We start from the raw sequence: 14,736 nt of genomic DNA on the forward strand, positions 1-14,736 counted from the left end.
CGCAGGGTTGTCTGCCTGTTTCAGGTGATGGATATGCCCTCTGCGAATCACTTTAATATTAAAATATTCCTTCATAAAAATATGTTATTTCAATGTCTCTATTTACTTACTTGCTTAATCCTTCCTTATAATAAGGCATTAAAATATCAGCTTGTTCTAAATCAATCCATTCTATCTCTAAAATCTCATCTGGTCTGATTATCTCTTCTATTCCACTAACAATTTCAGCTCTGAATGTAAAAAATACTATATGCTCGTTCTTTCCTTCATTTATATATTCATTAACAGCTACAATTCCAAAAACTTTAATATCAAGTCCTGTCTCTTCTTTTGCTTCTCTGATTGCTGCTATTTCAAGTGTTTCATTCTTTTCTACCGCTCCGCCTGGTAGAGTCCAACTTTCATTGTCTTTATTCTTAACCATTAAAATTTTTGATCTAGAGTCATTCGTTATTAATGAATATACAACATCTATTCTTTGCATCGTAAGCCATCCTTTCACGAAAACATGTTTTTCATATCTTTCACCAAACGTTTCTGATTAGAGACGTTCAATAACCTAAGCTAGCTCCTAGCTTAGGTTATTGAATGGCTAGCTTGAATTTATAATCTTGGATAAATAGTATTCCAAATACATTGTCGCATTTCTTCCGAATCGTTATCCAAATCTGCCATAACTGCTATAAGTGCATTTTTTTCAGGAATCACGATACAAACTTGTCCTCTCATTCCGCTAGCTCGATAAGAATTAACTTTATATCTCCAGAAATAGTAGCCATATCCGCCTTCCCTAGTTTCAATTTGCTTTTTCGTGGCACTAGCTACCCATTCCTTTGTCAGTAATTGCTTTCCATTATAACAGCCTTCTTCTAGATAAAGTTGTCCGAATCTACTAAGTTCATTTATTGTTAGCTTCATACCAGTTGCTCCATAGAAATAACCTTCAGGACTATATTTGCATTCTACATTTTCAATCCCTAATGGAGAAAATAACCTTGGTTGAAGATAATCCATCATATTTGTTTTAGTAGTTTTTTCTACAATGACTCCTGCAAGATACGAAGATAAATTCGAATACTCAAACACCTCTTGATCCACATTAGGAAGAGGTATGGATAATATGTGCTTCAACCAATTGTCACAGGTCAATCTGCCAAAGGTATAATCCTTAACAGTCATTGTAAGAAGTCGTTTTACTGTAATCTTATCAAGATTATCCAGATGACTCTGTGGTACATCTTTAGGAATATCCTCATCAAAGAATTTTAACAAGCTATCATTAAGAGAAAAATAGCCCTCTGTAATTGCAATCCCTACAGCTGTAGACGTAAAACTTTTAGTTACCGAATACAGCTCTCTTCTTTCTTCCGGAATGAAATGGTGTTCTGCTATCTTTATTCCATCCTTAATAACCACTACTCCATAAATATTAAGTCCACACTTTATAACTTCAGAAATAAATTCAGTTAACATTTTTTCTCCTTTTCAGATAAAAAATATTATTTATGAGCTTAAAGGAGCGTCAGCGACCGGGTCCAACGGACTTAGCCTCGTAGGGTTGTTCGCTGAATCATCTCCCTGCTTCTCACCTTATTGCGAACCAAGAGCGTAGCCGGCAGAGTAGATTCGGTGTTATATGAAGGGTGTGCCTTCTTCGAATCCCCTAAGAATTATCAGTCTTCTACATTAAAAAAAGTCTCTTCTGCTATCTGAATTAATCTGTCTGTTGCTTCACTACTATCAGGATTTAAAATCATAATATTGAATATTTCACGGAGTTCATTTGTTCGTGATAAGACTTTATTTTTAGACTTTTCCTCTCTCAATGAAATATATAGGTAATGCAAACTAATATCTAACTGATCATTAATTTCCTCAAAAGAAGTCAGTTCCGACAGTGCTACTGCACTGGATACACTTGATATCATCATTCGATATGTATAATCATTGACTTCCATACTAAAACTGCCAAGGACTTGACTTAATTGATTCCTAAATGAAATATCAATAGAGCTTTGAAGTCCTTTTCTTAGGCTTTGAGATTCAACAAATTTATAACCAAGTATAACTACGATTAATGACAAAAGAATGATGATATATTTGCTGTTCTTCTTCATCAATTAACTCCTAGATACGAATTTGCACATCATTCATATAACGTTTTGGTATCTAATAAACTGAAAGGCTTACAGAAGTGTAGCCACTTGGTCCATCGGTCTTAGCCTCGCAAAGTTATTCGCTGATTCCATGCCTTCCCGATTAAGCTTCCACTAGTTCTTCTCGCGCCTTTATTAGCCAAGGATGTACAAGCTTTAATATATTTCGCTGATCCCAAACATGATTAAGATATATTAATACTGCTTGATCAATTTTAAGTCTATTTACTTCTTCTCTCATCTCGTGCAAGTAAGGATGTTCTCCAGGTAAATTCCATGAGATCTTATCTGAAACAAACAAAATCTTATCAGTCATATTAGAGTTTGGTTTATGAGTAGTATGACTTTCTATTGCACTTAATATCTCTTCATCATTTATTTCAAAGATATCTTGAGCCATATATCTTGATAGTTTCTGATGAACACTTCTATCGTATTTGTACTCTTCTTCAAGTACTTCAATAGATAACCGTTCTGCTACTTCTAGCATTCTAGAGATTGGAATTACATTGCTTATGTCATGTAAGAGAGCCGCACATTCGGCTTTCTGAGAATCAAGACCAAACAATTTAGCTAATCGAATAGCTTCGTTAGCGACCTCTAATGTATGATTTAATGTCCTGAGATCATTATTCTGACTAAAGAAAGCATGAATATCCTTCTTCACATCACCAGTGAAAACGAGGTTTTCTGTGTAACAACTGAAAATATCATTCATGTTCTTACCATCCTTCGCATTAAATTCTGCTAACGCTGATATATTTACGAAACGATTAAACCATAGATAGCTCTTATCTTAGGCTGGGTCGACTGTTAATAATTAATCTGTCATTGAAACTGTATAAACATCCGCGAACTTTCTAAAGCCGATATTATTTGCCAATCTTTGTGATGCTGAGTTATCAATCGCGCATGACCATAGTGGAGTCTTGTTTATTTCGTTCAAGTATCTTATAAATGCCCTGGCAGTAATACTTCCAAACCCCTTATTTCTATAAGGCTTTAATGTATTGATACCAATCTCAACTATTTGATTTTCCATAAATGGAACTTCAGGAGCATCAGTGACACTAACTAATATACCGTCTATCCAGACGCCCCAGCAAAATCCTTTACACACTAATGACTTATAATAATCCAATAACCAACCTTCAGGGTTGGATTTAGGGTTCTGGCTCATAAAAAATCTCAAATAATCTATATAATCGTCTTCTTGTAATTGCTTCGTATGTAACGTATCTTGCACATTAGGCAATTCATTAAAGAAATACTTGATATTATGTTTCACTTTAGCCCCAAAAATTCCTTTTATTGCATCCAGGCAAATAGGTAACTTACCAGTATTTAAAACTTCGCATAAAATCCGTACCTCATTCTCAATTTCTTTACTATAGGATAATATGGTGGTCCCTTCTCGAACAAGACAATATAGTTCAAACTTCCTTGGATAGCCGATTTGTTGTCTATCACGCTCTTCGCTACATTGCAAGTGTATCCCTTTTTTATCTAATATTGATAAATCTACATCAAGCCATTTACTATAATACTCTTTCGTTACATTTAAATTATTCATAATTTCTCAGCCCTCGCAGCTTTTAATTAATCCTCGAGTCCATATCTAACTTCGGGCCGGACCGAGGGACGAATGCCCCGATGCGTGAATACTTGTTATAGGATCTCAGCGCCTTCAATGAATCAACTTTACAATTTCCTATTTATAGACCTCGAACCTCCATTATAATATCGTTTTCAATTTTCTTTAGAACTTCATTTCGATCATGAGAGACATCATAATACTTAATATTGTGTTTCTGAAACGACTCTACATATAATTTATTACGAATTACTAAAGCCTCTGAGTATCTCAGTAGTTCATCTTCATCCAAATAATAGCTCCAATCTATTATTGTGTCATACTTCTTCATTATCCGATAAATATCTTCTGCAGTTCTATGGATATAGCAAATTCCTATAACTATGAAATCATCTTTAGCAAAATGTTTATAGAACTCATTTAAGTCTATATAACTACCTTCAATAACATAATTAATGCCCTTTTTCCTCGGGGGATCATCATTAAGCTCTTTTAAGTATTCAATTAAAAATGGAGTAGCTTTACTTACCTCCATTATTCCATCTGGCTTCTTAATTACTTCAAAATCAGAATATGCTCTTTTAATAGCTTCGACAATTGAATCAAGCTGTACTAAGTTGTAATTTAGTCTCTTACAAATTTCGAAAGCCACAGTAGACTTGCCCGCTCTAGGAATGCCTGTGATTATAATATTTTTGTCTGTTTCATGTAAATATTTGATTCTGTCCATTAGTAAAATCTCCTTCACTAAAAACAATTCTGATGAGTCAGTTAGATGTTTGTTCGTTAAGGATTCAGCGTGAATATGGTATTATGTAAAGTCCTATGACTTCGAAGCTTTCCCGACTTTCTTATAACTTCTGTATAGGAAAATAAATATCCGTTACTGATTCTTCAGAAAATGGTCCTTTGAATCTCTCATCATATACCTCTACGTTGTATGAACCCGATAATTGATATTCATTGTTTTTAAGCCAATTTGTATATAAGTAGTTGTGAACTTGACCTGCGTTATCAGCTGATCCCTTAAACGTAAAAACAACGTACTCATTTCTAGGAACTTCTCGATATACCATATCGTTTGGTATTTCATTTGTTGAGTTAACTTCAACTCCAATGAAATATTCAAATTTATCTGTATCCGGATTGTAATCTTCAGGATCAGTCGATACTCCGAATACCTCTCTAGTATTGATAACATTACTTATTTCTTCTTTCCTAGACATAAATCGTTCAGCAAGATTAATAGTCGATCTCTCAGATTGAACTTCTGAAAGAGTTACTTCACATGCCATGCCAATTAGTAACATACGATCTTTATCAAGTATCTTATATTCCATTTTATTGATTCTCCTTATTTTGGTTTGTTTTGCGTAGGATTTCACATAACATGCTTGTATTCACGAATCTTAGAGGCTTAAGAAGACGAAGTCGCCAGGTGGCACAGCCACTTAGCCTCACAGGGTTGTCTGCTTGAATCTGCCCTCTCAAATCATAATAACGTTATCAACTTCTCCGAGAAGCCACTTAAACAAATTCTCTTCTTCAAAATGCGAGCCAGAATGGAAGTCAAAGACCTTTGTCAAAGCAGTATGAACCTTTGTCATAACCATTATGTTCATAAAAGGCATGGGCATCTGTGCGTTTGAATCCACTACATAAAATTATGCTTGAAATTCCTTTTCTTTTGGAGTAATCCTCCACATAGTTAAGCAGTTTTGTGCCTATTCCTTTATTCTGAAGTTCTTTTTGCACAGCAAGACCCTGGATATGTAAGTATCCAATTTCATCTCCAATTGATAACGCCTGTACCGTTGTAATAAAACCAACCACTTTATTTTCAAATAATGCTACAAATGTTTTATAGTTCCCATCTTTATTCATTTTCTCTATTGTCACAGAAAAATTATCAAGATTGACCTTGCGGACTCCTAACACATTAATCCATAATGATACTACCTCAGGATAATCATTTACTTCAATTTCACGTATTATAACTTCCATATTCACACCGCCCAAAATATTAATTGTATAAGTCCTCCCATTCTTCTTTTATCATGGAATACCTTGCACTATCGGATAAATTATTGCTATACTTGCGTATGGGGATACCTTCCTTGATTGACTTTTAAAATCATTTATCTCTCTTTACAATATTGTTTTGATACATATTTTTACATGTGTTATTATATAGTTAATAAAGACCAAGTACTGTGAACACTTGGTCAGTACAATAGGCTTGGATGGATTATTCCCTTCTAGGTCTTAAAAGGATTTAAACCCACCTTCGGCTGCTAACCTTCGGGTGGGTTTTTACTTTCTCTTGTTGTTATTATTAATGTATGTTAAAAGAGCAAGAATGAATGTTCCAAATAGGAGCATGATCGTTATGCCCGAGGGGCGAATGCCCCGATGCGTGAATACAGTGTTACCTGCAGTTGCCTTCTTCCTTGAATCGTTTAGACAGCGCTCTCTGCCTTCAAGTTTGCTATATACTTCTTCAATATGGTCGTGTTTAGTCACATACGAAAATCTTTTTCTTCGTAATAATCTTCACTGCCTATAAAATGCACTCTTCCATATACATAATCCCATTTTGGAAGAGGAATTAATAATCCTTGCCTATCATTTATCATAATATTTTCTTTGTGGACCTGCCCCTCTCCATCAAGCGCAATCAAACGGAGTTCTTCAATTTTTTTCTGTTTTCCACTTTCTAAAATCACAGCAGCAAGATATCCGTTTGATACCTTAACAAAAACGTCTTGACCATAACATTCGTTTGTTATTATGCCATTTTCTGATTCTAATTCACCATTTTGTAATCGATGTATGATATAAGTTGAAACTTCATTTCCATTCTCTACTTCAAGCACTAGAGCAGCATATCTTGATATGATCTTGTAATCAAAAACCTCAAGGCCGTTAGATTTAATATACCCTAACAGTTCTTCTTCGGTTATTGGTTTACCAGTAGTATCTTCTTCAGCGAGTGGCACCTCACCTAAATTTTGCTCGTATTCTGTATCTATCATTTCGTTGCATCCAGACAATAAGAAGAGAGAAACCAATATATACATTAATATTTTTATTACCTTCATTTTGTACAAGTCCCTCCAAAAAAGGTCGCGAAAAAATGCCTAATGCTCCTCCAAATACTGAAAGTCCTCATCGAAATACATCGAGCTTCGGTCCGGCCCGAGGGGCGAATGCCCCGATGCTGAATATGTTGTTTTTAGGACGTCCGCCCTTCTGTGAAATACGATTTATTAATATTTCTACTAAAGTTACATCACTAAAAAAGAATTATTAAGTTCTTCTATCTAAATTCTTTAATTCCATTTTCAAAAGCTTCTTGGTCATTATGATCTATCCCATGTAGAGCTTCCTGTAAAGCAAAGGTGCTTCTATAAAAATGAACTCGTTCTGAAATTTGTCTTCCACACGGGTACAAATTAGTGCATATTTCAAAAAACTCTTCTCCATAACTGGAGAGAATCCCCGCAAAATCATATGCTGGATCCCCAAGTCCTGAACCTCCGAAGTCAATAACTCCTGCAATCCTGTTTTCTTTTGGATCCCATATGATATTACTTGCTCCAAAGTCCCCATGAATAAAGGTTTGCTCCAAATTCTGATTATAAGTATTATTCAAAAATCCATTAAAGTTTTCTACTACTTTTTCTTGTGCATCTACTCGCATAAAAGGAAAGAGTTTCTCTTTAATTCTTATGAATAGATTTTCTATAGTTCTATGAACACTTTCATGTTGTTTTTGAGAAGCAACTGCTATAGGTATATCCATAGAGTGAAGTTCAATAAGAAAAGTAACAAGTTGTGAGGCAATTGTATCCGTAAGGTTTTGACTTTTGATATTAATCAGTTCTTCCTTCCAAAAAGGAGAACCCTCAATTAGCTTATAACCCATGAAAGCCTTACCTACCTCCATCTCATCAAAAGATTTATAGGCTGGATAGGGAACCGGCATCGCTACAGTTTTTCCTATAGATTCCAACAACTCCGTTTCTCGCTTTAATTTTTCTAATCCTTGCTTATATTTAGGAAACCTAAAGACGAGAGATTGATTAAGAATTAATACGTCATTGTTCTGTCCGATCTCATTTTGTTTAACATCTTGAATATGTAAATTCGGGTAAACTTCTTGAATGCGTCGAACGTAGGTAGAGATCATATACAAGCTCCTTCAATTATAAATATTTGCTTTCTTGAATTTTAGCTGATTTCCTATAACGTTCTTGTATCTACGAACTCGGGAGGCTTAAGGGCGCACACGCGCCGGGTCCGACTCCTCTTACTTTCAATTACTATATCCCGCTAATATACTGAGTATCTATTCCCAGCAATGTATATCCAACTAAAAAAATCATTAAAGAAAGATAAATATATAAAAATAACTTATACTTTCGAAAAGATAAAAATCCAATTAAACAACTAATTATTACTAATAATGTTATTGGAAAAATAACCGAATATTTAGCTGGAATATAAATGTCTTGCCCATTTGGCAGTGCAGACTCTGTCACATTAATACAAAAATTATAGACAAAAAGCAAATGAATAGATGCTATTATTCCAGCTACTAATATGGCATATATAAGTTGTAGAAGCCTGTTACTTAGCCTAATATGACTCACTCCATTCTTGAATTCTGTTGGATGGTCTTCAAAGTACTTAGAGATTTTATGATGCTTTAATGGTCGGACCAAGGGGCATCAGCCCCGCAGCGTGAATGCGGTGTAATATGATGTTGGTGAGGGCTTCCTTGATTTAACCTTCAAAAGTTTTGGTCCCACAGACAACCCTTTTAAGGCCACTGATACGCATAATATAAACATTGAGAAGTAAAACAACTTCTGACTGTGCTTATTAAGCGTACAAAATTACTTCAAGTGTTTTCGCAAAACGAGCTTATGTTCAGTTTCTTCATGAAAAACAAAACCGCACTTTTTATACATGTCAACGGGACCCATAAAATCATAAAACACATTGACAAATTCTTTATTGGGATACGCCTCTATGTAATCAAAGCCGTCGTCAGCCGCGTCTTTGCAAACACGTTCTAATAATTGCGTAGCTATACCTTTTTTCTTCATATCGGGAGCGACCGTAAAACAATATATGGATTTCACCCTATTGTTTGGATTAGCTTCAGTTGTGTTTATTGTTGTCATAAACCGCAGCCAACTTGTACAATGTAAACAGTCTGATTTCGTATTTGCATTGCACCAACCAACAACATGACCATCGTAATATGCCAGATATCCCTGTATTATGCCACTGTTAACGTATTGTACAGCTAAATCCCGCCTCTTTTCCGGCGATGAAAAGTCTGTTTCTACACGGTGATCAGCACTGCACCAACACACGCAATAGCATCTATCCTCATCTTCGTTATCAGCATGGGCTTCATTTTCAAAAAAGTACAGATAATCTTCCAACAAATCCGGTGTTAATTTCCGAATCTCGATATTCATTCTGCTACCTCCGAAAATATAAATAATCTTAAGTTCGCAATATTAAACAAATGCGTCATATATGTAATTGATTGCACTGCTCTTCTTTCAAGATTGCGTATTGATACGTATCCTGCCATATAGGCTGTCCGCTTTCTGTTATCTTAAAAAATACTTCCTTTTTGAAATATCCTTCTCGCCGCATCGATAGACGTTCTAATAGTCTCCAGGATGGAGAGTTTTCAGGATTGCATAAAGCAACTACTCTATGCGCACCTAATACTTCAAAGCTGTACTTCAACAACCTCTGGCAAGCCTCCGTTGCATAGCCATTACCATAATACGCAGGGTTAAAAATATACCCGATAATCCACGTTAAAAACTCTTTCGGCTCTCTTTGCCCAAAATATATATGGCCTATCATTTTATTAGCATCTTTAAGGCAAACTGCCCAAAAAAGATTACCCTGTGAGCGTTCAGTAGCCATATGTTTGCAGTCTTCTTCATTACTTACGGATCCGGGTTCGTACTTAAGTACATTTTCTTGCGATAAATATTCGTGCAAATCCTTCCAATCATCTGGTTCAAACTGGCGGAGTATAAGCCTTTCCGTTTCCATTATATCCATCATTCATCGCTCCAGTTAATATTAGCTAACTCATTCTTCTATCAGCTCTGTATATAACGAGGGGCGCTTGTCCCCCGATGCGTGAACACATTGTTATAGAATGTCAGTGCCTTCTTTGAATTTCCTATCAATCTCGAGTTTTTGAATCTCTATAAAATCATATACCTTAATAATCTCTTCTTCATAATCACTGTCAATTTCAAAGTATTCGACACCACTGTCTAGACATTTCCTTCTAAAGGCATCCTGTTCATTAATGTAATCAGTAATATTCCTATCTTCTGAATAGCCCCGATCTTCTATAGCATTCCTATGTTTTACAATATTAGATATGAAGTTTTCTTCAATATATCTTTGTGAGAAGCCAATGAAAACGGATATGATTTTCTCAGAGTATTCTACTTCAAAGTCCTTTAGAAATTGAGGCAATATATAGCATCCTTCAATAATAATGTTCTGATTATTCTCGATATTAGTCATAATAATCCCTTTAATAATCGGCCACAATTTCTCACCAATAAGTTCCGTACTATCAAGCGGTGTAAACCCACACGCGGAGTCTCCTCTGTACAACCCCATCTTTAAATGATCAATAGATAAATAGGGAATATGATATTTCTCAAGTAATCTTTGAGACATAAGTGTCTTACCGGTACAGCTATTGCCACTGATTAGAATAATCATTCGATAATCCCCCTAGTTAACAGATCAGAGAGTAATTTTGTTTTGTTTAATCGTTCTAGTGCTTTCTGAATTCAATAATTGAAGCATGTGGAATCTCTTCGATATTAACTTGAGTTCTAAATGCCATTCCGTGCCCTGTAATAATGACATATTTATAATCTAAGTATTTATTAATTACTCTATCTACTCGTTTCTTCATCATTTCTTTAGATTCCCAATTTCTTATTTCTCCCGTTGGATATATCCCATTATGTTTGTCATAATCATCTCCAAGTTCTTTAAGTCGTTCCATAGAATCAAATTCAAATGTTAAATCAGGTTGCCATTCTCTTATATCAAACTCTACACTAATTTCTAAATGAAGTTCCTTTGATAATATAGCTGCTGATTGGAGTGCTCTAGTATAAGGTGACGAAACAATTATCTCCGCTTTCTTTAGTCGTTCATCGGTTGAAGTTTCGTACACTTGTTCAATTCCTTCCTTTGTTAGCGGCACAAGATCTCTCCCATGCCCCTTCAATTTGTAACGTTCATTAATAGCCCATTTGGGTTCACCATGCCGGATTAAATAAAAAACAGTCATTAAATTCACTCATTTCTTGTAAATTTCAGTTTTAAAAGTCCTTTATTTATCGGCCGGATGACCGAGCAGAAAGTGCAGATAACGTCTTGTTTTTGAAATTGTAAATATCTTCATATGTAGAGTATTCGTGAAAATATTGAGCTATCCTGCCCGCATAACAAAACACAGCAGCCAGAGACCTCCCCCTACACTGCTGTGCCTTAAAACTGCAACATCTATTATTTTGACTGCTCGATGACCTCGATCAGCACTTGCTCAATTCGTTCCGCCACCTGCGTGAGTTCTGGATCATTAATCATACCAACGAGAGCAGAAGGCCTAGGGAGCCCGATCATCGTCTGTGTTCCGCTCTTATAGACGGTTATCTTCGTCGGCATGAAATACCCCGCCAATTCGTTATGATTCAGCGCATTAGCAGATTCTTGCGGATTGCATACTGCCAGTACGCGATACGGACTCTTGTACGTATTGACCCCTTTTTCCTGCAGCTTATCTGGAATATTCATTTGCCACAGTATGCCGAACTTATGCTTACGCAGGTTTATACCGATATCCCGGATCGCGTCTTCAACTGATTTTTTTGACTCTACGGTATAATGAAAACTCATATAAAAATCGCGCCTCCTTTAAGTGTAAATATTTGACTCTTAATATGACTATAAAGAGTCATCCACCTAACGTCAGCGCAATAAATCATACTATTCTCTTTGAGCGTATTAGCGACTCTTCACCAATAGCTGTATAGCTTCCTGCACCACTTGATTGGAATCTCTGCCTGCTTCTTGTTCTTCTAAGATGCATGATTGCAGGTTCTCAGCGACTATCTGAGCGATTGCTTTATCCGCAGCATTCCGAACAGCGGAAAGTTGACTGACAACATCCTTGCAGGATTTCTGTTCTTCCATTAATCGCAGAACACCGCGAACTTGTCCTTCGATACGCTTTAACCGTTTCTTCGTATCATCTGAATAAGTGTAACCCATAACTCTTCACGCCTTTCCCCCATATACCAACATAGGTATATTATAATCAAAAAAGCTGCCAAGAATAAGCTTAAATAAATAAGTTTACTTTTGCCTGATTCGCATCTCCCAAATAGGCAGCAACGCCTGCATACTCCATGCCGTCAATCAGTTCCTCTTGCTTCAGACCCAGCAGGTCCATCGTCATGGTACAAGCGACCAGCTTAACGCCTTGTTCTTGCGCTAATTCGATCAGCTGCGGCAGAGACAGCGCATTGTGCTTCTTCATGACATGCTTGATCATTTGCGGGCCCATGCCCATCATCTGCATCTTGGACAAGCCTAACTTATTCGCTCCGCGCGGCATCATCCAGCCAAACATTTTCTCAAGCCAGCCTTTTTCCACTTTAACGACTTCATCCTTGCGCATCGTATTCAAGCCCCAGAAGGTGAAGAAGATGGTTACATCATGGTCGTAGGCGGCAGCCCCGTTAGCTATAATAAATGCGGCAATAGCTTTATCCAGATCACCGCTGAACAATACGATCGTCGTCTTTTCACGTTGGTTCTCCAACTGCAGACACCTCTTTTCTCGATATTTACATATACACGTATGGGTATAAAACATATTAAAAAAATTGATCCGATCAATCCAATATAGTTGAATCGGATCTGCAACCACTGGCTCATATGAAATTCACGCCGACTCGCTATCCCAAAATATCCAGCCAGATCTTAATCGCTGATGCTGATATGAGGAGGACTAATCCATATCGCAATACCTTAACGTCAATCTTGCCGCTGACCTTGGAGCCGATAGGAGCCCCGATCACGCTGCCGATCACCGTAAACAGGATCGGAACGATTAATATATGACCTGCGGTTATCTTCCCGATGACACCGCCAATAGCGGAGATGAATACGATAGCTAAGGAGGAGGCAATCGTCGTTCTTGTAGGAATTCGCAGTACAGTCAGCATGATTGGAATCAGGATGAACGCTCCGCCAGCGCCAACAATACCTGAAACGATACCTACGACAAATGCAGACCCCATAGCAATCGCCTTGTTAAAGGTTATAGGAGCTCCCGCTTCTTGCTGCTTCCCTTTGTTCGGGATCAGCATCAGGATAACCGCGATAACCGCCAGTATCCCATACACCAGATTAATGGTATCGTTCGGCAGATATTTAGAGCTTACACCGCCAATCAAGCTCCCAACTAAGATGCTCGACCCCATATAAGCTACAAGTCCCTTATCGATTAACGCTGCAGTCTCCGGCTTCTTCCGATAGGACAGTACACCCGCCAATGAAGCAAAGAACACTTGAAACATACTGATCGTCGATACTTCCTGTGCTGTAAAATGAGCCAGACCCAGCGCTGATGGAACGAACAGCAGCAAAGGATAATTTATAATAGCTCCGCCAATTCCCAACAGACCGGAGAAGAAGGAACCGACTAATCCAAGTGCCAGCATTACCGCATACAATAACGCATCCATAGTTACCTCCTCGTCGTGCTGTGCAATGAAATCATCTGATATGAATTAATCAACAATCCTTAGCGTAGACAATGATTTTTTCGATTGATTATTGGCGATAATACGCTATACGCGAACTACAATTGCATTTATAATTAATTCCAAGTAAATAAATAGGAAAAGGTTGATAAACGATGTTGACCTTCATTAAAAAGATGCTGCAGCACAACTGTCCTCAGTGCAAACAGCCTTTACAGAGCGAGCATGACCATGACGTCGCCGTCAAAAGCTGCCCACATGGGCATTATAGAGAAGAGACCTATTATCATCTCGGTGTACGGATCGAGTACAGGAATGAATAAGCACAACATCAATACTCTCATATTTCAAATCATTTCGCCATACACAAGAACAGTAGTCCAAGAAATCTCTTGGGCTACTGACTTCTGTCCACGCTCAACTAATTCATTATCACATAAAACTTGTATCCAGCCTGCTTATTCGACTTCCCCATCCCAGTGCATCATTCCGCCGACAAGATTCTTCACATTACTGTAGCCTTGGGAAATGAGATATTCACACGCCTGCGCGCTGCGGTTACCGCTTCTGCACACCATGACAAGCGGTGTATCTTTATCCAATTCATGCACACGTTCTGCGAATTGGCTCAATGGAATGTTCGTAATATTAGGGATATGACCCTCTTCATATTCATCGACTTCTCTAACATCAACAAAGTGTACATCCTTGTTATTCAATAATTGCTTGGCTTCATCCGGCATCATTTCTTGCCACTGTCTGCTGTTCAACACACTGCCACCTCCATATACTTATACCCCTGCCGTGAGTCCAGACCTCCAGGATGGAAGTATCTCACGGTGTTTTGACTTCCTGCATGTTCCATTATGCTTTCTTAATCCAGAACTTAAACACACCGTTTTCTTCAACAGAACCTACTAATTCATGCTTGCTGGAAGCGCACCATGCTGTAATGTCATTTTTCGAGCCTTTATCCGTCGTTTGAACCTCGAGCAATTGGCCGGAATCCATAGCCTCGATCGCTTTCTTCGTTCGTACAATTGGCATTGGACATGCTAGTCCCTTAGCATCTAATACTTGATCTGCATTCATCTGTGTTGTTCTCCTTTTCATTCGTGTAATAATATAGTGTTGT

At 37.3% G+C, this 14,736-nt stretch carries 21 protein-coding genes; all 21 read right to left on the minus strand.

Features of this window, described 5'->3' with window-relative positions; all coding sequences use genetic code 11:
- Positions 1-106: 106 nt before the first annotated feature.
- On the minus strand, positions 107-484 hold the full coding sequence (locus ACXX53_RS05660) for an NUDIX hydrolase (RefSeq protein WP_458567599.1): 378 nt from the start codon (positions 482-484) through the stop codon (positions 107-109).
- A gap of 119 nt (positions 485-603) precedes the next feature.
- The gene (locus ACXX53_RS05665; protein ID WP_458567600.1) at positions 604-1,473 is read right to left on the minus strand and encodes a serine hydrolase domain-containing protein; all 870 of its coding nucleotides are present in this window, start codon (positions 1,471-1,473) and stop codon (positions 604-606) included.
- Between the two features lie 200 nt (positions 1,474-1,673).
- Positions 1,674-2,117: a hypothetical protein gene (locus tag ACXX53_RS05670; protein WP_458567601.1), complete on the minus strand. Its 444-nt coding sequence runs from the start codon at positions 2,115-2,117 to the stop codon at positions 1,674-1,676.
- Between the two features lie 142 nt (positions 2,118-2,259).
- On the minus strand, positions 2,260-2,874 hold the full coding sequence (yqeK, locus tag ACXX53_RS05675; RefSeq protein ID WP_458567602.1) for a bis(5'-nucleosyl)-tetraphosphatase (symmetrical) YqeK: 615 nt from the start codon (positions 2,872-2,874) through the stop codon (positions 2,260-2,262).
- Positions 2,875-2,976: 102 nt separating this feature from the next.
- Positions 2,977-3,729, minus strand: a complete 753-nt coding sequence (locus tag ACXX53_RS05680; RefSeq protein ID WP_458567603.1) for a GNAT family N-acetyltransferase — start codon at positions 3,727-3,729, stop codon at positions 2,977-2,979.
- Positions 3,730-3,871: 142 nt separating this feature from the next.
- Positions 3,872-4,480, minus strand: coding sequence for a hypothetical protein (locus ACXX53_RS05685; protein ID WP_458567604.1), 609 nt, complete (start codon positions 4,478-4,480; stop codon positions 3,872-3,874).
- A gap of 121 nt (positions 4,481-4,601) precedes the next feature.
- Entirely contained in the window at positions 4,602-5,090 is a 489-nt protein-coding gene (locus ACXX53_RS05690; protein ID WP_458567605.1) for a GyrI-like domain-containing protein, read from the minus strand.
- A 229-nt stretch (positions 5,091-5,319) separates the two neighbouring features.
- Positions 5,320-5,754: a GNAT family N-acetyltransferase gene (locus ACXX53_RS05695; protein ID WP_458567606.1), complete on the minus strand. Its 435-nt coding sequence runs from the start codon at positions 5,752-5,754 to the stop codon at positions 5,320-5,322.
- A gap of 309 nt (positions 5,755-6,063) precedes the next feature.
- Entirely contained in the window at positions 6,064-6,132 is a 69-nt protein-coding gene (locus tag ACXX53_RS05700; protein WP_458567691.1) for a putative holin-like toxin, read from the minus strand.
- Positions 6,133-6,269: 137 nt separating this feature from the next.
- Positions 6,270-6,851, minus strand: coding sequence for a hypothetical protein (locus ACXX53_RS05705; protein ID WP_458567607.1), 582 nt, complete (start codon positions 6,849-6,851; stop codon positions 6,270-6,272).
- A gap of 218 nt (positions 6,852-7,069) precedes the next feature.
- On the minus strand, positions 7,070-7,942 hold the full coding sequence (locus ACXX53_RS05710; RefSeq protein WP_458567608.1) for a phosphotransferase family protein: 873 nt from the start codon (positions 7,940-7,942) through the stop codon (positions 7,070-7,072).
- Between the two features lie 709 nt (positions 7,943-8,651).
- Positions 8,652-9,245, minus strand: a complete 594-nt coding sequence (locus ACXX53_RS05715) for a GNAT family N-acetyltransferase (protein WP_458567609.1) — start codon at positions 9,243-9,245, stop codon at positions 8,652-8,654.
- Between the two features lie 55 nt (positions 9,246-9,300).
- Positions 9,301-9,852: a GNAT family N-acetyltransferase gene (locus ACXX53_RS05720; protein WP_458567610.1), complete on the minus strand. Its 552-nt coding sequence runs from the start codon at positions 9,850-9,852 to the stop codon at positions 9,301-9,303.
- 93 nt (positions 9,853-9,945) lie between these two features.
- On the minus strand, positions 9,946-10,536 hold the full coding sequence (locus ACXX53_RS05725) for a 2-phosphoglycerate kinase (protein WP_458567611.1): 591 nt from the start codon (positions 10,534-10,536) through the stop codon (positions 9,946-9,948).
- Positions 10,537-10,591: 55 nt separating this feature from the next.
- Complete coding sequence (locus ACXX53_RS05730) at positions 10,592-11,119, minus strand: histidine phosphatase family protein (protein ID WP_458567692.1); 528 nt, start codon at positions 11,117-11,119, stop codon at positions 10,592-10,594.
- A gap of 218 nt (positions 11,120-11,337) precedes the next feature.
- Positions 11,338-11,727: a DUF302 domain-containing protein gene (locus ACXX53_RS05735; protein WP_458567612.1), complete on the minus strand. Its 390-nt coding sequence runs from the start codon at positions 11,725-11,727 to the stop codon at positions 11,338-11,340.
- A gap of 108 nt (positions 11,728-11,835) precedes the next feature.
- Positions 11,836-12,102, minus strand: a complete 267-nt coding sequence (locus tag ACXX53_RS05740; RefSeq protein WP_458567613.1) for a metal-sensitive transcriptional regulator — start codon at positions 12,100-12,102, stop codon at positions 11,836-11,838.
- Between the two features lie 70 nt (positions 12,103-12,172).
- Entirely contained in the window at positions 12,173-12,655 is a 483-nt protein-coding gene (locus ACXX53_RS05745) for a DsrE/DsrF/DrsH-like family protein (protein WP_458567614.1), read from the minus strand.
- Between the two features lie 136 nt (positions 12,656-12,791).
- Positions 12,792-13,583, minus strand: coding sequence for a sulfite exporter TauE/SafE family protein (locus tag ACXX53_RS05750; protein WP_458567615.1), 792 nt, complete (start codon positions 13,581-13,583; stop codon positions 12,792-12,794).
- 476 nt (positions 13,584-14,059) lie between these two features.
- Entirely contained in the window at positions 14,060-14,374 is a 315-nt protein-coding gene (locus ACXX53_RS05755) for a rhodanese-like domain-containing protein (RefSeq protein WP_458567616.1), read from the minus strand.
- A gap of 91 nt (positions 14,375-14,465) precedes the next feature.
- A complete protein-coding gene (locus tag ACXX53_RS05760; protein ID WP_458567617.1) occupies positions 14,466-14,693 on the minus strand; it encodes a sulfurtransferase TusA family protein in 228 nt (75 codons plus the stop codon).
- Positions 14,694-14,736: the final 43 nt, after the last annotated feature.

Source organism: Paenibacillus marinisediminis, assembly GCF_054343325.1.